Below are 18,737 nucleotides of genomic sequence, written 5' to 3' on the forward strand. Positions count from 1 at the left end.
AGACCAAGTATCGGTATTACTCGCACAATCTGTATAAGTATAATTATATGTGATTGTTCCCTCACACGATACTGGATTTGGGTTTTCAATAACATCGATACTTGATGGTGATAACGTATTACCGCAAAAATCGGTTACTGTTGGTAGTGTAAATGTCTCAGTAGCATCTGCGATACAATCTACAGTTTCTGCACCGTCGGCATCAGTAATAGTGAATGCAGGCGTATCGATGGTGTACACATAAGACCAAGTATCGGTGTTACCAGCACAATCGGTATAGGTGTAAGTATACGTTCTAGTACCTTCACAAGTTAATGGGTCAGGGTTTTCAGTGATTACCGCTGCTGAAGGCGTTAAGGTATTACCACAAGCATCCGTTACTGTTGGTAATGTAAAGGTCTCGGTAGCATCTGCGATACAATCTACAGTTTCTGTGCCATCGGCATCAGTAATGGTGAATGTATCAATGTTAATAGTTATATTTTGTTGAATGCTAGAATTATTACCACAAACATCGGTTATAGTGTAGGTACGAACAATATTAATAGGGCAGAATCCAGAATCATTATCAATACTTGATACTGTTAAATTAGCGTTCGAAGTAAAATCATCTGAAATTGTAAGACCTAAGCCTTCTAAAGCAGCAACTGTTGTCACTGCAGGTGTTGCATCAGAGGCTACACAACCTGTTTCTGAAATATCTGATAAAGTTCCAGCAATACTTGGTGCTGTAATGTCAATATTTACCTTATGAACCGGGGAATACGATGTGCTACAAGTACCACTTTGAACTATAGCTCTAAAGTAAGTGTCTTCAGTTAAAGCACCGATGGTGCTACCAGATAGCGTTGTACTTGTTTCAGTAATTGTTGTAATACTACTAAAACTTGCACTGCTAGATTGCTCCCAATTAATTACATTGCCAATAACATTAGATAGAGTAATATCTGCAGGAGTGTTTCCAGAACATATTACTTGGTCTGGACTAATTGTTCCGCCATTACTTTCAGGGTAAACCGTAACAACAATATCAAAAGTTTCGCCGTCGCAAGCAGAACCATCTTCTATTGTTGCTGTATAAGTTATAATAACAGGGTTAGCCGTTGTGTTAACGTATGTATCTGTTATGTTGTTTGAAGATGCTGTTGTTCTGTTAGCACCAGGAGGCACATTAGCAGGGTCTGAGGAAGATACAGTATACGTTACATCAAAAGATAATCCTATGTTTAAGGTTTCGTTAGAACAGACATCTTGATTCAAGTCAGGAAATGGTGGTGATACAATTTGTAATCTAACTTCAAATCTAGTAGGATTTACACAGCCAGTATTAGTATCTGTTATTTCAGCATAAAATGAAAATGGCGGATCTGTACTTGGCGTTACTGTATTAACCGTTGGATTAGTAACTGTATTTCCTCCAGAAGGAGCATCAAACCAGGTTACAGAGGTATTAGGACTTAGTGTTATTGCATTGTTCGCAAATAATTCTTGTGTTCCTGTTTGGTCGTCACAAACAATAATATCGTTATATGAAGCTGGTGTAGGGAAGGGGTTTACTACTACTGTTTCTGAATTTGTTACAGTTGATGAACAGTTGGTAGTAGAATCCTGAACTGACACTAAATTTATAGTGATATTCGACATTACATTATTAAACACTACTGTGGCATCTCCTGAACCATCCAAAGCCACTGTTTCATCTGGATTTCCATTAATGTTGTAAGTAACCGTAGCATCTGGCGTTCCTGAAATATAAAACTCTGCATTATCACCTTCGCAAATATCAGAATTTGTGGTTAATGCATTTATAACGGGTAAACTGTTTACAGTAACAGTAAAAGCATTTGAAGGGTTAGAGGTACAACCGTTGGCATCGGTAACGGTATAAGTTATGTTAGTTGTTCCTGTACTAATACCCGTTACATCTCCATTGGAGTCAATAGTAGCAACTGCAGGATTTGACGAATTCCAACTTATGGTTCCAGAAGTTCCAGGAGTTAAGGTCATACTACTATTTATACACACTTCATTATCACCAGTAATATCTGCAGCAATGGGTAGTGCATTTACCGTAATTGTTCCTGTGGCACTAACGGTATTACAACCTCCAGTTAAAGGAATATCGTAATTAAAAACACCAGATTCTGAGGGTGTTCCTGAAATTGTTATCACATTGGAAGACCATGATGCCGTTACTCCTGCTGGCAACCCTGAAGGCGAACCAATTCCTGTAGCCTGCGTTGTAGTATGCGTAATATCTGTAATTGCTGTGTTAATACATACTGTTGGCGTACTAGATGGTGGAGATGCGGTATTACATGGGTTTATAGTAACATCTTCATTTAAATCGTCGGGGAGATTATTAGTTTCGTTAATAATATCGTCAAAATTATAAGTAAGTGTATTAGTTACCGTGCCCGAAGCATCGTCTTTAGCACGAGCCACAATTTGAAGTTCAAAACGTTCTCCTGGTTGAATGGTACCAATAGTCCAATCTGGAGAAGACCAGGTTGTTCCTGCATCGGGAGTAGCACTTACTAAATCGAAGGCTGTTGGTAATACATCGGTTATTACTAAATTAGTAACTTCGTTAACCGAGAAGCTTTCTGCTGTAATAGTAAATGTTACATTGCTTCCTGCATCAATAGGATCTGCATCATCTGTTTTAATAATTTGTATATCGGGGTCACAACTATAAAATGATACAATATCGGAATCGTATGTACAACCACCAAAATCTGTAACTCGAACAAAATATTCGCCAACACCAGTTAAAGAAGGATCGAAGGTTGCAGGGTTACCATCGGTATCAACAACTAAATTTCCATCTTTGTACCATTCGTACGCAAAAAAACCTCCGGAAACTTCCGCTATTGAAGACCCTGGAAAACACCCACCACCAGTAATTGTTAATTCAACTTCAGGCACTGTATCAAACCCAGAAAAGTATCCTGCTAAACCCGCATTACTTCCTAGGGACATAAACGTGCCTACAGCAATAGGACCAGGAGTTATTACTGAAATTTCACCAGAAAGCCCGTTAACGTAAAATGTTTTCCAATCTGTAGGTACACCATTTTCTAAAACTGGTATTGATGCTGGCGTCGTAATTTGAACACCATCTTGATAGATCTCAACATCAGAGTCGTTGGTTAATGCAGAAGCTATAATTGTTAAAGCAGACTGGTTAGAAAATGTTCCGGCTATTCTATCTATTTCTGAAATTTCGCTTAATGAATTTGGTAATAAACAATTTACTGGGGCAATAAAATTCATTCCAATTGTTTGAATTCTATCAACTTGCCCCGCTAAACATTGAAAAGCATAGGCGTTTTTTGATGTAGTTACATACATATTAGCCCCAGCTGTACTCCCTGAATAAAAAGATCCAGGAATTTCTAGATAATCACCATTATTAATAACGCCTACAAGTGTTCCGTTGGCATAGACCTCTGTATCGTTAAATGTACCAACAATAATGGGGAATTCGGTACCATCATTAGCATCGCCATTACCTCGCATAAACACATATTCCTTACCTAAAAAGTTAGTAGGCACAGGCTGATCTATACCAACATCTCGAGATTGAGAGCTACTGTTAATTCCTACATTTAATCCTCCATTAGCAATAGCTATAGGCTGCGTAGAAGTAATTGTAGCCCCAAGCCAACCATCTATATTTGCAGCATTTGCGGTTGCATTTACACCACCTTGATTTCTAACCACTTCTAATACATAAGTTTGTCCTGCATTTAAAGTGACATTAATAACATCGTTTGTTATACCGTCGGGGTCAATGCCGTTTCTAAACACACAATTGGGGTCGTAACCTGAAATGGTTACAACAGTACCATCAACCGTAGCCATAATACCTAAACTTGTACTTGAGTTTACATTATTATGCTTGTTAGCAATTCCTCCCCATCTAAAATCGGTACCAAGTGCTTTTGTTCCTTTACAAGTTAGCGAGCCTGCTTGTGCACCAGAACGCCCTCTGTAATTAACATAAAAATTTTCACCGCCAGGAGCCTCAAACCTTAAACCAGAACTACTTAAAACTTTACCTGTGTTTGTATTAGTTACTAGAGTTATATTGTTGTTCCTATCGGTAAGACCATTGTTACTATCTATGGTGTATGGGTTACCATTAGATAAGCTAGGTATGGTTAACCATGGCGTTGTTGACGTACCTCTATATACATTAACAACAAAAGGTGTTGTTTCTGGTGTAGATAAATAAATGGCTTGTTGTACTATAGCAGCACTACTTTGATGCGTAGCTCCATTATTAGAGCCTGAAGTTTGCTTTAATGGTGGTAGGTAATGCTGACTATCTAGTTGTGCATAATTTTTAAATACCGCCAATAATAGCAATATTAGTACTAATTTAATTTTCATAGCTATTGTTAGTTTCTTGTAATGTAAATTTATTGTTTATAGGGCTCTTTCATATTTAGAGTTCGTTTAAATTCAATTAAGTGTCGGTAAAATGTTATTATGTTTAGACTAATGCCTTTTTAATTTTGGTAACTATTTAAACTATTACTTCGGTTGTTAGTCTTGTGTACTTTTTTAAGCTACTTAATATTTGATAATATAAGAAAAAAAATAGCTGTTTAGTATTATTTTTCGTATATTATAGAATGAAACATTTTAAAACCATAGCAGCCTATTGTAAAGGCATAAATATATCGCCACCAAACTATGCTTGCTTTGATATTAGAAGTTTTGAAGAAAACATGCCTACTGTGCACCCAAAAATGCCACCTTTTAAGCATGAATTTTATTCGGTTGCTATAAAGGTTGAAGGCACAGGTATTGCTATTTCTGGGCATTTTTCTAATTTTCCTGATGGTGCCACTATTTTTTTTAATACACCTTTTCAAATACTTTCATGGAATATTTTATTAGATTGGAAAGGATACTATCTTATGTTTTCTAGAGAATTCATAACACAATCAAAACATTTAAAAAATGTTTTAAGTGAATTCCCTTTTTTAAAAATAGACAACTCTGTACCATTTACTATTGAACAAGAACATATTTCAAAAATATTAGCTATTTATGAAAATATATATGAAGAAAACCAAAAGCAAAATCCAGATTCACTTTTAATTATTGAATCGCTCTTATTGGTTTTACTTAATTTAGTTCAGAGGCATTTTAATAAAGCCATGGAAGAGAAAGATAGAGTTATTGAATACCAAAAAGCTGATAATATTTTATTGTCTCGTTTTCAATCACTCATAGAAACTAACTTCCAAACAACATCTTCATTAAATAAAAAAAATCATTCACCTAGTTTTTATGCTGAAAAACTAGCCATACACGGAAATCATTTAAACGCTGTAACTAAAAAAATAACAGGTTTAACAGCAAAAGAATTTATTAATATGCATATTGTTAATTTAGCAAAATCTAATTTAGCACAAACCAGATTTAGCATAAATGAAATAGCTTATAATTTACATTTTAATTCTCCTAACAATTTTAGTAGTTTTTTTAAAAAACATACAGGTTTAACACCTATTAATTACAGAAAAAAGATTAATCTTTGATTTTAATACTTTTTTATTTGATTCTTAGTTTTTTAATTTTCTTACAAATTAGAATTTTACAATCTTAAACTTTTAATTATTCAATTAGTATGGATAATAACCTTAAAATAAAACAAACTATAAAAAGTTTTTTTTCATATACTGATAAAAACAATTGGCTTGAATTAGAAACATTATTTACAGATAAAGTTGCTTTAGATTTATCATCATATACAAATAAACCAAGTGCTATATTAAACACAAATGAAATTGTAAATGAATGGCAACATTTTTTACCAGCGTTAAATACTTCGCACAGTAAAATAAACAGTTTTATAACTCAAGTTAATGGTAAAATTGCCCACAGCTACTGGTATGGTTATTCAAACTATTTTTTAGATAATAGTACGTATAACTTGTTTGGTAGTTATGATTTTTATTTAGAAAAAATTAATAGGTATTGGAAAATAACACATCTTATTTTCAACTATAAACATCACGATATTCATAATTTAAAAACAAGTGCTTAATAGTAACAACCAAAAATTAGTTTCTTTATAACCCAAAACGTTTATTACTATTTATAAACCTGTTTTGGGTTATTTTTTTGAGATGATGTTTTTTTAAACTCTTTTATTAAACACTATTTCAGCTTAATGGCTCCAATACCTTCATTCCATAGCTTTTTATTGTACTCAGGAATTTTTGTATTTATTAAATTTTCGGCAGTTTGTTTTAATGCTTTCCATTCTTTATCTAATTCTTCCTTTTGGAGTAGTACTGCTTGTGTTATTTTTGGTAAGCTACTATTTGCTTGATTCATTAAAAACATATAATTGGCTGTAAACTTGTTTTCAAAGTTTTCAACATCATCATAGGCTTGAGACTTTCTTTGTACCATTTTCGCATCCCAATCTTTTATATCTTTTAAAAGACTTTCACCTGTTTTAATGACATCAGAATCTTTATTCGTTTTCTTTAATCTAGTTAATGCCTTATTAATATCTTTCACCACTGAATTTAGCAAGTTCACTTTATTGTGCATATCTGTAACATTGGCTTCAAATTCACTCATAATTTTATCATAAGCTTTGTATTCGTCTTTTGTAATATTGTAATCAGGATTTTCTTTAATTATAGCTTTTGTAGTATAGGTTTTACCATCATAATGTAATGCCATAGTATATTCACCTGGTATTACTTTGTGCCCGTTAAAACTAGCTTCTATATAAACTTTTGGTATGCCTGGTACAATTTTATGTTGCATGTTCCATACAAAACGATTCAAACCTTGCTTTTTTGGTAGCATTGGAGCCCTTGGTGCGCCACCACCATTATGAGGTATGTAAGTAGTATCTTTTTTAGAAGTGTATGTGTTAATTAATTTTCCGTTACTATCGGTTACTGTTAGTGTAACATGTTTTGTTTTATCAACTTTAGGAAGTTCATAATACAGTTCAATACCGTTGGTAGGATTAACACCTACAAAATTTTGCATACCAGTAAATTTATCGGTATTACCATTCATTATACTTCCCCAATTACCATAATAAATAGGCTCCGGGCTATATAGTTTAGTTTCTTTGTTAGTGGTATTATATTGTGATAATAGTGATAAATTATCTAAAATCCAGAACGATCTTCCGGAGGTAGCCACAACTAAATCATTTTGATGAACCATTAAATCTAAAATTGGTGTTATTGGCATATTCCTTTGGAATGATTCCCATGTTTTTCCATCATCAAAAGAAATATAAATGCCCAGTTCAGTTCCTGCATAAAGCAATCCTTTTTTAGTTTTATCTTCTCTAATTACTCTGGTGTGAGCTCCTTGCGGAATGCCGTTATTAATAGCTTTCCATGTTTTTCCATAATTATCACTCTTAAAAAGGGCAGGGGTGTAGTTGCCTAACTTGTACTTAGTAGTGGCTATGTAAACCACAGCAGGGTTGTGTGGTGAAACCTCAATAGCATTAACAAGTGTTTCACCTAAGTTTTTAGGTGTAATATTCTGCCATGTATTACCATTATCTCTGGTAATATGTACCAAACCATCATCACTTCCTGAGTAAAAAACGCCTTTTTCATGAGGCGATTCAATTAAATAACTAATGGTACCATAATTTTCAGCACCAACAGCTTCATTTGTATAAGGACCACCGCCTTTACCTTGTTTTTCATCAATATTTCTGGTTAAATCTGGTGAAAAATGCGTCCAAGTTTTCCCCATGTCGGTAGATTTTAAAACCAATTGTGCCGCATGAAAAATAGTATTTGGCTCGTGTTGAGACCAAACTATAGGCGCATTCCAATTATAAAGATACTTCATGTCTCTGGCTGCTTTACCAAGATACTGAATGGGCGCTGCCATAATTTTAGTACTTACTTTGGTTTTCATGTTTAAAGCTTCAATAGTTCCTAAGTAACTACCACCAACGGTAATAGTTGGGTTATCTTTATTGAAACCCAAAAAAGCACTTTCGCCACCAGCTGCCGAGGTCCAGTTTCTTTCGGTAATGCTACTACCTGTTATATTCATACTTGCAATTTTTACCGAAGAATTATCTTGTTGACCAGCATAAATGTTATACGGAAATAAATTATCAACATTAATACGGTAAAACTGCGCGGTAGGCATAATATCTTGTGAAGACCAATTTTTTGCAAAATTAAAGGATATTGCAGCACCACCATCATTAGCAATTACCATATTTTTAGAGTCTTTTGGATTAATCCATAAATCATGAAAATCGCCATGAGTTCCGGTGATTCTTTCCCAAGATTTTCCACCATCTTTAGAGCGCAAAGCAGGAGCACTTAACACATAAACAGTTTCATCATCATTTGGGTCTACAAAAACTTCAATGTAATACCAAGCACGTTGCGTTAACCGGTTATCGCCACTAACTTGTTTCCATGTTTTTCCGGCGTTGTTTGATACATATAAGCCACTTTTATCGGTTTCAGAATCACTTTCAATAAGCGCATACACTTTATCACTGTTGCTTCGGCAAACAGTAATAGCTAGTTTACCTAGAGCTTTTGGTAAACCGGTTTCTAGTTTTTTCCAAGTTTCACCGGCATCATCAGATTTATATAAACCACTACCATCACCACCACTAATCATTTTCCAAGGTGTTCTTTGGTGATGCCACAAGGCCGCATAAAGTACTTGCGGATTATTCATATCTATTGATAATTCTGAAGCACCTGAGAAGGTGTTTACAAATAAGGTTTTTTTCCAAGTTTTTCCTCCATCAACAGATTTGTATATACCACGTTCTTCGGTTGGTGCACTATATTTTCCTTGAGCTGCTACATATACTATATCAGGGTTTGTTGGGTGAATAACAATTCTAGAAATTTGTTCGGTTTTACTTAACCCTATGTGTTTCCATGTTTTTCCGGCATCGGTAGATTTGTAAACACCATCTCCATAAGAAGTCATTACACCACGTATTGCGTGTTCACCCATACCAACATAAATAATATTAGGATTACTTTCTGAAGCAGCAACGGCACCAACTGAACCTGTTTTAAAAAAGCCATCACTTATGTTATTCCAATGCGCTCCAGCGTCTTCTGTTTTCCAAAGGCCACCACCTGTGGTTCCCATGTAATAGGTTAGTGGGTTGTTTATAACGCCTGTTGCACTAACAGAACGTCCGCCCCTAAACGGACCAATGTTTCTGTATTTCATTGAAGAAAAATACGTGTTTGCCTCTTGAGCAATTATTAAAACAGGAACTAATAATAAAATAAAGGTTATTTTGAATTTCATAAAAATGGTGGTTTGTTTTCCACTAAATTACATCATTTTTTTCTATTAAATCAGCATCATTCATATCTAGTGAAATTGATAAAATAAAGGTTTATTTTTTTCAGAAAAATTAAATTAAGCACCAACTTTTTATATTAATAACAGTAAAAACTATATTTCGTTTTTTAACTTTTATTTTAAAAAGTAATTTTGTTACTTAATTTTTTTTAAACACAAATATTGGATTCATTAACCCAAATTGTATTAGGAGCAGCAGTAGGTGAAGCCGTTTTAGGAAAAAAAATAGGCAATAAAGCACTGTTTTATGGTGCTATTGGTGGTACAATACCAGATTTAGATGTACTAATAGGAAATTTTACTGATACCATAACAGCCATAGAACTACACCGTGGTTTTAGTCATTCTATTGTATTTTGTGTTCTTATGGCTCCTGTTTTAGGATGGCTTGTTAATAGCATAGAGCGTAAGCACAACCTTGGTTGGCAACCTTGGGCTAAACTTTTCTTTTGGTGTTTATTTACGCATCCGTTGTTAGATGCTTTCACAACTTGGGGTACACAACTGTTCTGGCCATTTAAAACTAAATTAGCGTTTAATACTATTTTTGTAATAGACCCTTTATACACTCTACCATTTCTTACGTGTTGCATTGGGCTTATGTTTTGCAAACGCAATTCTAAACTAAGAAAACGTTTAAATACAATAGGTTTAACACTATCAACAAATTATCTTTTAGTAGCACTTGTTTTAAAGTTTGTTGCGCATGAAAAGATTGAAGATGAATTAAACAAACAAGGCATTGCATATACGGCAATAAGCACACGTCCGGCGCCTTTAAACACCGTTCTATGGAACGCTAATATTGATACTGATGATAATTACCTTATTACAGATTATTCCTTTTTTGATTCCCAACCACTAACATTTAAAAAGTACCCCAAAAACCGGCAATTATCTATTGCTATAACAAAACACCTTAATGTACAACGCCTTATAACTATTTCAGAAGGTTGGTACATAATAGAACAGAAAAAAGAGCAGTGGTACTTTAATGATTTACGTTTTGGATTAATACCCAAGAAAGATGGCACTTCGTTTTTTACATTTTCTTATCTTCTTAAAGAGAAAGATGATAATATTTACGCTACTGAAGTTCCAAAAACAAAACGTGATGCTAGGTTTTTAATAGCAAAACTTTGGAAACGCATCAAAGGAAATTAGTTTTATTGATGTTTATAAGCGTTCTAAAATTGTTTTAAATGAACTATAATGTTCCTGCGTTTTGTAATTTGAGCTTTGGATAAAAGCGAAAATTCTTACTAAAGTTTCTTGAAAAAATTTATTCCCAAAAGTTTCTTTTACGATGTTAATGGAACACTTTTTATGCGTCGACGTAGGAGGGAAGCATAATGTGTGTGGAATGGCTTACGTCTAAAATATTTTTCTTACATTTACGTAATCGCTTTATTATTAGTGATTAATCTCTCCCATTTAAGAATTTACAATAGCAAATTTTATACCCAATATTGGGTATAACATTGTATTTATATTTTAAATAATTTTCAAAAAAATTAAATGTATGATTAGATATTTGCTATTAATATTTCTTACTTTTAACGGAAGTTTAGTACTTTCTCAAGATAATCCTCAAATTGGATACTTCGGAGAAGATGAGTTCTTAATAGATGAAGAACAATCAAATTCTTATGTTTCATTCGATGAAGCCGATTATGATGATTTACCAGATTCTATAGATTTATCAGATAAATTTCCCCAAGCAGGAAATCAAGGGCGAATGGGTTCTTGTTGGGCTTGGGCTACTACATATGCGTACTTCTCATATTACAAAAATACTCTAGGCACTAATAATTTTATATTCAGTCCTACTTATACTTACCATGAGCATAAAAAAACTTACAATGATTGTGAATCAGCAAACTCTTCTTATAAAGTTTTAGGTAAAGTATTAAAAGAAGGATCTTTATTTCATAGTCAAATGAAATATGATGATAAAAACTGTAATGTTAATATTACTAGTGAGCAAAAAAAAATAGCATTAGAAAATGCTATACCTAATTACGAAGTAAAAATGATAATTGATGACTTATTCACAATGAAAAAAATTTTAAGTGATGGAAAAGCTTTAGTTATTAGTATGAAAGTTGATGACAATCTGTTCAAAGTAGGGCAACTTTGGGCACAAGATAAAAAAACTCAAGTACCAATTTGGAATGAGTTTGGCTCAAAACAAGGACATCATGCAATGGTTGTTACAGGGTATAATGAAGCCTACAAAGCTTTTAAAATTTTAAATTCATGGGGAAGTGAATGGGGAGATCAAGGATATATTTGGATTCCATATCATATGGTTGATAAATTTATGAATTACAGCTGTTATGTCAGAGAAAAGAAAACTGATATTAATTTTGAAGAGCTTGCTCAAGCTCCTAATTTTTCACCACAAAAGGATGTAGTGAACAAATCTCTTTTATCTACTTGGGTTAAAAAGAAATATTATAGAAAATTTGATGTTTTAAAAATAGGATTGATACAATTTAAACCCAGTAAAAAATTTGGAATTATCAATATCACATCAAGTCAAAATGAAGATATTTTAAAAACATACATTGAATTAGGAGAGACAGTAGCTTTTTATAATAATGGGATTAAATATAAATTGAAGTTCGATAATATTGGTGGAGCGGGAAAAAACCCATTTAAAAGAGCTATGTATTTTACTGTTTCAAAATCCAGTGTAGAAATAAATTAAATATTAATTTAAACCAGTAATTATGAAAATCACAAAACTCACATCAATTTTATTAATTATTTTATTATCACTATTGACAAGTTGTAATGATGAAAATGTTGATTCAGAAACTCAAGCAAAAATCGACGAAGAAATCAAATTACAAAAAGAGGAACAAGAAAAATTAAATATAATAGATAAATCTATAGGAAAATCTATGGTAGTTCAAGTCGAAATACCTGATAGTCTTAAAATATTTGAAGAATTACAAAGTGATCAATTCGTGAATAAGGGCTTAAGCGATTTAGTTGACGGAAAATTCATCAATGACAAGTTCAGGTATGACCTATTAAAAGTTATTGGACATTCAGCTAAACTAATTAGTTCTAATGATAATAAAGAGGTATATAATGTTGAACCTTTTAATTATCTAAAAGATAAGCCAAAACCCGAAATCACTTATCCAGGTGATAATGGACTACTTTCAGAATTAAAAATCACCAATAAAATGACTGCTACATTAAGTTTTTTTGGTATTGAAGGAGGAATAACTAATGAAGAAATTTATTATGGTTCGATTAGTGAAACTGCCAATATCATTATAGATGATAAACAAATGGATGTGACCAAGATCTTAAGTCAATTTTCAACAGAAGAATCTAGAGAAGGAGTTGAGTTAATAACTAGGGTAACTGTGACTGAATTTCTCCACAAAAAATATAAAAAGAGGGATAAGAAAATAAAAGTAAAAGAGTTTCCAATAATTAAATCAGGAGTATCTCTAGGAACAGAATTTTTCACTGAAAATTCAAGTTTAGAAAGAACTTTTAAAGTGAGTATAAATACAACATCAATAAATGATATTATAGCAAGATTAGGCGGTTCATAATAAAATTATTTCTTTATATTATGTAAAATAGAATCGCGATGTTAAACTTGACCTCATAAAATTTTGGTTAAAACAATAGGTGAGTGTAACGACCATATTTTAGGGGTTTAGTTATACAGTTTATTGATTATTTCTATTTTACATAATATTTCTACATAATCTTAAGTAGTTAGAATGTTTCCTAAAATATAGTGGAGTGAACCGTTAGTTGTTTCCAAAATTATATACAGCCTTGATTTTTTGTTTCTTTTGCATCAAGGCAAAAGATAGCGCATAAAAAGAAAACTTTAATTGGAGTTCTACATATAACAAGTGTATAAAAATTTACTCGCAGAGAATTTTTATACTCTTGTGGCAACTTGTCGAGAATCGCGTAAAATTTTTTTTGACGTACATTTTATTTTGAAACAGTGCAAAAAGTGAAGCTTTTAAACGGCAAATTATAGATAAAATGAATTAACGCTGCGTAGCAACCGATTAAAAAAGTTAAATGACCCAAGCACAATGTTTCATTCATATTTCTACACGTTTTGGGATATTTTACATATAGAGAATTATAGCTATCAAATGTACATTTAGATAAACAGCTATACAAACACATTTGTTCTATAATTTATATTATGTAAAATAGAATGCTTTATAATCTCACTATAATTTCAATAAAAACTATATATTTATACAAAGTTTTATGAAACTAAAACCACAGTTTGTATATATAGCGTTTGATGTGTTTCCTTCAAAAAAAGGTGCTGCAACTCATATTAGCCACTGTTTAAACGCTTTACAAAAAACTTTTAATGTAGGTTTATTAATCTGCTTAGGCAATGATAGCATGCCAACATTTCAGTTTGATGCACAACGCAATTTGTATGTATACCGTTGGAAAGAAAAAATATATAATTTTTTAGAACGTACAACAAAATTCCAAACAGCTGTATCAAACATTTTACAATCAAATATTTGCTCTAATATACAACTAATACATTTTAGAGATATTTGGGGCGGTTTACCTGCTATAAAATCATCAAAAATTGTAAAAACAGTTTTTGAAATAAACGCATTTAATCATATAGAATTACCAAACAGATACCCCAATATTAGTCTGTCTGCCATACAAAAAATTAAAGACATAGAACGGTTTTGCGTTAAAAAAGCTAGTGTTATCATAACACCATCAAGAGTTACAAAATTATTCATTAGTAAATTTGAATCTATTAATTCAAACAAAATTCATGTAATTTCTAATGGCGTTACTATTTATGAGTCTACTAATAACATTGCTTTAAATTTAAAACCTCACTCCTACATATTATATTTTGGTGCCTTACAAAAATGGCAAGGTATAAAAACACTGCTTAAAGCCTTAAAAGAATTAGAAAACACTAATGTATATTTAGTTATTTGTGCTTCTGTACCAGAAAAAAGAACGGAAATATACCAAGAATTAGCACAAACAATTGGAGTAAATCATAAAGTTAAATGGATGTTTGAGTTGGATAAAGAAAACTTATCTCATGTTATCAAAAATGCCGTTTTAACCGTTGCTCCTTTAACTGCTTGCAATAGAAATATTGTACAAGGTTGCAATCCTTTAAAAATTCTAGAGTCATTAGCTTACGGAACACCCGTAGTGGCAAGTGATTTACCTGTAGTAACTGAAATTATAAAAGATAACAAAACTGGCTTTTTAGTACCTCCAGACCGACCTCAAATTTTAGGTAGAACCATTAAAACATTATTAGATAAACCTGAAAAATTAAAACGCGTTGGTAAAAACGGAAAAATAGCTATGGAAAAAAATTATCTTTGGAAATACCAAGAATCTAAAATGATAAACCTCTATAAATCTGAATTAGAATATGTTTGAAAATATTTTGAAACAGGACCTGCAACGTATTGGCAAAACTAAAAAGTTTAAAGCTAAACGGCCAATAGAATACTGGATCATATTTTTAAAAAAAAATGTACTAAAGCGTTCTAAATCTTCCTTTAAGTTTAATCCTCAACAATTATTATTTTTTATACCTGTTGTAATTATAGTAATTATGTTTTTGAAAGGTGTTGATGGAGAAGACATATTCCCTATTTTGTTTTTTTATCCTTTTTATTACATATTTTTATTTCTTATTTTAAATAACTACAAAAAATACAAATTTGTACCTGTTGATGCTTTTCAAGATTTGGCTAAATTTATAATTGCCATTAAGGGAGATGTGCATAAAAACCTAATTAATTTAAGAATTGACTATAGCCCTATTGAACACGAAAATAATTTACTAGACCCTACTAAAATTGGACTTGTAACACGAAAAGGCACAAGCTATAAACCTTATAAAGTAGAAAGATACAATGCACAATTTACCATGAAAGATGGTACTGTTTGCACCACTTCTTTAAATCAAATTTCTATAAAGGTAAAAACCACAAAAAGGCGTTCTAGCGGTAAAATAAAAACAAAATATAAGCACAAACATAAATTTTTCTATGCGCTAACCCTAAAACTTAATCCTGCAAATTATGATATAATAAATGCACATGAAGCAATTAAATTATCTAACAACAAGTATCAGGTTGCTGTAACTACAATAAACAATGCTCATTTTGTTAAGCTTAAGTATAAAAGCAAACCAAGTGCTATAGCTTCTGTACTTAGGCCTCAATTAAAACATTCTAAATCGGCCGTAACAGAAATGTTAACCTATTTAACCAACAATAAAGTAATGATCCAACAACAACTTAAATAACACTTTACTATGAATTGCGAACAAAAATCTGGAGTGTTTTTAAACATGAGTTGTACCAACAAATTTGAAGAAACCTGCTCTAATTGCGGTAAAAAAGTTTGTAAAGTACATGCATACAAAATAGAAACTCAAAAATCTAATATACAAATATATTGTGAAGATTGCTATTGGGAAAATTACCTTTATTCAATTGAAGATAGAAAGCTAAATAACACTAAAAAAGATGTTTTTATAGAAACCAACCACACTCCTACTATCTTTAGTAATACAAGTTCTGAAACTAAAAATCCTGAAGGATTTGAACACGGGTTTGGTGGTGGAAGTTTTGGTGGCGGTGGCGCACAGGCAGAATGGACCGAAGCTGAAATGCAAAGTTTAAATTCCACTGATGATGATACTACCAATATTGCTGGTATACTTGGCGACGATGACACATTTTTTTATAGTTAATAAATAACGAATGGTTATAAGTTGGTTTACAGAAAATTACCCGCCCAATAAAGGTGGAATGGCCAGAAGTTGTGACAGAATTATTAATAGCTTAAGAAAACACCATACAGTTAATATTTATCATTTTACCAATAAAATGAAAGCGTTTGAAACCGTAGCGCAAGTGAATGGTAACTACACAGCTATTCCGGTATTTGAAGACAGTGCACATACTTTAAATACACTCTGGACATTTATTAATAACAATTCAGACATAACACATAGTAAAGCTTTAGTTGCCTACGGAAGCCACTTGTGCTTAAAAGGCCTACCTTTAATAGCAAAATGGACAAAACAACCATTACTAATATGCTTTAGAGGTAACGATTTTGATACAGCTATTTTTTCACAAAAAAAACAAGATGTCTTATTTGCTATTAAACATGCAACAGCTATTGCTTGCGTAACCAAAGAAAAAGTAAACCGTATAAAAGCACTTCAATTAAACAATAATGTGTTTTTTACGCCCAATGCTATAAATACAAACCATTGGAAAGTTTTACCATCAGACTTAGATTTAGCAAAAACACTAACTAAAAAAATTAACGTACCCCAAAACAGCTTAATTATAGGTTTTGTAGGGTATTTAAAACAGAAAAAAGGTATTGATTTTTTTATAAATGGTTTGAAAAAATCTACGCTTTACAAACGTGTACATTTACATTTTGTTGGCGATTTAGAGCCACACATAACATGGCAATTAAACGCACATAATATATCGCACTCAATTGCTAAACCAGAATCACAAACAGATTTAATGGCCAATTATTTAATGTGTAACGCCATTGCAATACCTTCAATTTATGACGGTATGCCTAATGTTATTTTTGAAGCTGCAACGCTAAAAGTACCTATTATAGCTTCAAATGTTGGCGGTATAACCGATGTTTTAAACAACAATAATTCATTTATTTTCAAATCACTAATAGAATCATCATTAATAAACACTTTAAATAATTTTTACGCTACTAACACTGAAACTATTCAACAAAAAAGCAATAAATTAGAGCTTCTAATAAAAACAAAATATACACCAGAATCTGAAATTTCAAACTATTTAAAAATTATAGAAAACATGCATTCTTATGAAAATTAAAAATCTAAATACCCTAGCATTAAACATCATTTTTATTGTTTTAATTACTGCCTGTAAACAAAACACCCATACAACAAATACAAGTTTTGATACACCAAATACTTCAACAAATAGTGCTTCGGAAACTTACACGTCTAAAATGACAAAGGCCGACAAAAAAAAGTACTATAACACAAGTGGTAATGTAGTTTTTGAAATTAAATATAAATCTGATGGCTTTAAACTGAGAACAGCGAATTCAGATTTATTGTGGAAAATTAAGCTTTATGAAAACAAAATGAAGATTAGTGATAATGAAGAAAATTTAAATCCGTTTGAAATTAAATTTACGAACACGCAAACAGCAAAATTGGTAAAAAACGATGTTACATTGGCCAGAACTTCTTATAATTCAGATAAAAATGAACAAATAATTTCTGCGGAAAATGCATCTCCTGAGTTTTATAATCAAAAATATACACCAAGCTTATTAGTATTAAAAATACCTGAAATGCAAGACAATGAAAAACAAATACTTATTAAAGAATTAGCTTTAAAAGGGTATTAATGCATGTATTTTATGCACAAGGTGGTGGTTTAGGGCATTTAACTAGAATTGACGCTTTAATTAAACTGCTTAAAATTAAACCAAACGAGGTTGTTATTATTACACCTTCACTTTTTGTAACATATTTTAATTACCGTTTTGTTAATTTATCGTGGAAAACTCCCGCTATAATCTGGACTAATATTGTACTAGATTATATTAAACACCACAACATAACAACGTTTTATGTAGATGCATTTCCCTTTGGTTTAAAGGGTGAACTTATTCCCGTTTATAAAAAACACTCCACATTAAATTATGTATACATTTCAAGAATTTTAAAATGGCCTTTTTATTTAGACACTATTCAACCTAACATAAAAATTACATTTAATAAAACACTGCTTTTAGAAAAGCTATACAACATACATTATAACTGGATTTTACAACATTCCAAAAGCATAGAATCTTTAAATATATTTGCATGTAAACCTCAAAAAAGCAAGCCTCTTTTAGCTTCACCTCACATTATTATTGTACATTCTGGAGGCAAAAATGATGTGATTAAACTATGTGATTTTGTTGTTAAAAATGAAAATTTAGAACAAAACATTACAGTTTTTGTTTTTACTCAGGTTAATATAAAATACAACCATGCTCAATTTAAAATACTCACAAACTTTTATCCAGTAAGCATATATTTTAAACATGCTGAAAAAATATATACTGGCTGTGGTTTTAATGTAGTACATGAATTAAAAGCCTACAAAACCAAGCATGTTATGTTACCTTTTGAAAAATTATATGATGATCAACACTTTAGGAAAACCGCAGTAAACACAAAGATTTAGCGCGGTTTTTGTGTTAAAAATTTTATAAACGTATGATATTTCTTTAACAGCTAAAAAAAAGAAACTAAATTTGCA

General features: G+C 31.7%; 13 protein-coding genes. 11 read left to right on the top strand and 2 right to left on the bottom strand.

Going from position 1 to position 18,737, the window contains the following annotated elements; all coding sequences use genetic code 11:
• Positions 1-4,398: HYR-like domain-containing protein (locus tag FUA26_RS05850; protein WP_147132915.1), on the bottom strand; the 4,398-nt coding region annotated here is incomplete at its 3' end.
• Positions 4,399-4,643: 245 nt separating this feature from the next.
• On the opposite strand from FUA26_RS05850, the gene FUA26_RS05855 reads away from it, so the two are divergent.
• Both FUA26_RS05855 and FUA26_RS05860 read left to right on the top strand, forming a co-directional pair.
• Positions 4,644-5,558 carry an AraC family transcriptional regulator gene (locus FUA26_RS05855; RefSeq protein ID WP_147132917.1) on the top strand — a complete coding sequence of 305 codons (915 nt, stop codon included), beginning with the start codon at positions 4,644-4,646 and terminating at the stop codon, positions 5,556-5,558.
• Positions 5,559-5,647: 89 nt separating this feature from the next.
• The gene (locus FUA26_RS05860) at positions 5,648-6,067 is read left to right on the top strand and encodes a nuclear transport factor 2 family protein (RefSeq protein WP_147132920.1); all 420 of its coding nucleotides are present in this window, start codon (positions 5,648-5,650) and stop codon (positions 6,065-6,067) included.
• A 113-nt stretch (positions 6,068-6,180) separates the two neighbouring features.
• Here the strand turns inward: FUA26_RS05860 and FUA26_RS05865 are convergent, their stop codons facing one another.
• Positions 6,181-9,318 (bottom strand): WD40/YVTN/BNR-like repeat-containing protein, encoded by a 3,138-nt coding sequence (locus FUA26_RS05865; RefSeq protein ID WP_147132923.1) that lies wholly within the window; start codon positions 9,316-9,318, stop codon positions 6,181-6,183.
• 219 nt (positions 9,319-9,537) lie between these two features.
• Between FUA26_RS05865 and FUA26_RS05870 the strand changes: the two genes are divergently transcribed.
• From FUA26_RS05870 to FUA26_RS05910, 9 genes are all read left to right on the top strand, one after another.
• Entirely contained in the window at positions 9,538-10,539 is a 1,002-nt protein-coding gene (locus FUA26_RS05870) for a metal-dependent hydrolase (RefSeq protein WP_147132926.1), read from the top strand.
• A gap of 358 nt (positions 10,540-10,897) precedes the next feature.
• The gene (locus FUA26_RS05875) at positions 10,898-12,088 is read left to right on the top strand and encodes a C1 family peptidase (protein ID WP_147132929.1); all 1,191 of its coding nucleotides are present in this window, start codon (positions 10,898-10,900) and stop codon (positions 12,086-12,088) included.
• A gap of 22 nt (positions 12,089-12,110) precedes the next feature.
• Positions 12,111-12,956 carry a hypothetical protein gene (locus FUA26_RS05880; protein ID WP_147132932.1) on the top strand — a complete coding sequence of 282 codons (846 nt, stop codon included), beginning with the start codon at positions 12,111-12,113 and terminating at the stop codon, positions 12,954-12,956.
• A gap of 688 nt (positions 12,957-13,644) precedes the next feature.
• On the top strand, positions 13,645-14,823 hold the full coding sequence (locus FUA26_RS05885; RefSeq protein WP_147132934.1) for a glycosyltransferase family 4 protein: 1,179 nt from the start codon (positions 13,645-13,647) through the stop codon (positions 14,821-14,823).
• Positions 14,824-15,001: 178 nt separating this feature from the next.
• The gene (locus tag FUA26_RS05890; RefSeq protein WP_147132937.1) at positions 15,002-15,700 is read left to right on the top strand and encodes a hypothetical protein; all 699 of its coding nucleotides are present in this window, start codon (positions 15,002-15,004) and stop codon (positions 15,698-15,700) included.
• Positions 15,701-15,709: 9 nt separating this feature from the next.
• Positions 15,710-16,150, top strand: coding sequence for a hypothetical protein (locus FUA26_RS05895; RefSeq protein ID WP_147132940.1), 441 nt, complete (start codon positions 15,710-15,712; stop codon positions 16,148-16,150).
• 10 nt (positions 16,151-16,160) lie between these two features.
• The gene (locus tag FUA26_RS05900; protein WP_147132943.1) at positions 16,161-17,285 is read left to right on the top strand and encodes a glycosyltransferase family 4 protein; all 1,125 of its coding nucleotides are present in this window, start codon (positions 16,161-16,163) and stop codon (positions 17,283-17,285) included.
• A complete protein-coding gene (locus FUA26_RS05905) occupies positions 17,275-17,832 on the top strand; it encodes a hypothetical protein (protein WP_147132946.1) in 558 nt (185 codons plus the stop codon). Before FUA26_RS05900 ends, FUA26_RS05905 begins: the two co-directional genes overlap by 11 nt.
• On the top strand, positions 17,832-18,662 hold the full coding sequence (locus tag FUA26_RS05910) for a hypothetical protein (RefSeq protein WP_147132949.1): 831 nt from the start codon (positions 17,832-17,834) through the stop codon (positions 18,660-18,662). The genes FUA26_RS05905 and FUA26_RS05910 overlap by 1 nt, the downstream gene beginning before the upstream one ends.
• Positions 18,663-18,737 lie beyond the last annotated feature (75 nt).

It is taken from the genome of Seonamhaeicola algicola (genome assembly GCF_007997385.1).
GTDB classification, from domain to species: Bacteria; Bacteroidota; Bacteroidia; order Flavobacteriales; family Flavobacteriaceae; genus Seonamhaeicola; species Seonamhaeicola algicola.

Bases quoted from the DNA above. Each gene is read 5' to 3' on its own strand.
- FUA26_RS05855 (WP_147132917.1), top strand. From the start codon at position 4,644: ATGAAACATTTTAAAACCATAGCAGCCTATTGTAAAGGCATAAATATA.
- FUA26_RS05860 (WP_147132920.1), top strand. From the start codon at position 5,648: ATGGATAATAACCTTAAAATAAAACAAACTATAAAAAGTTTTTTTTCA.
- FUA26_RS05865 (WP_147132923.1), bottom strand. From the start codon at position 9,318: ATGAAATTCAAAATAACCTTTATTTTATTATTAGTTCCTGTTTTAATA.
- FUA26_RS05875 (WP_147132929.1), top strand. From the start codon at position 10,898: ATGATTAGATATTTGCTATTAATATTTCTTACTTTTAACGGAAGTTTA.
- FUA26_RS05880 (WP_147132932.1), top strand. From the start codon at position 12,111: ATGAAAATCACAAAACTCACATCAATTTTATTAATTATTTTATTATCA.
- FUA26_RS05885 (WP_147132934.1), top strand. From the start codon at position 13,645: ATGAAACTAAAACCACAGTTTGTATATATAGCGTTTGATGTGTTTCCT.
- FUA26_RS05890 (WP_147132937.1), top strand. From the start codon at position 15,002: ATGTTTTTGAAAGGTGTTGATGGAGAAGACATATTCCCTATTTTGTTT.
- FUA26_RS05895 (WP_147132940.1), top strand. From the start codon at position 15,710: ATGAATTGCGAACAAAAATCTGGAGTGTTTTTAAACATGAGTTGTACC.
- FUA26_RS05900 (WP_147132943.1), top strand. From the start codon at position 16,161: ATGGTTATAAGTTGGTTTACAGAAAATTACCCGCCCAATAAAGGTGGA.
- FUA26_RS05905 (WP_147132946.1), top strand. From the start codon at position 17,275: ATGAAAATTAAAAATCTAAATACCCTAGCATTAAACATCATTTTTATT.
- FUA26_RS05910 (WP_147132949.1), top strand. From the start codon at position 17,832: ATGCATGTATTTTATGCACAAGGTGGTGGTTTAGGGCATTTAACTAGA.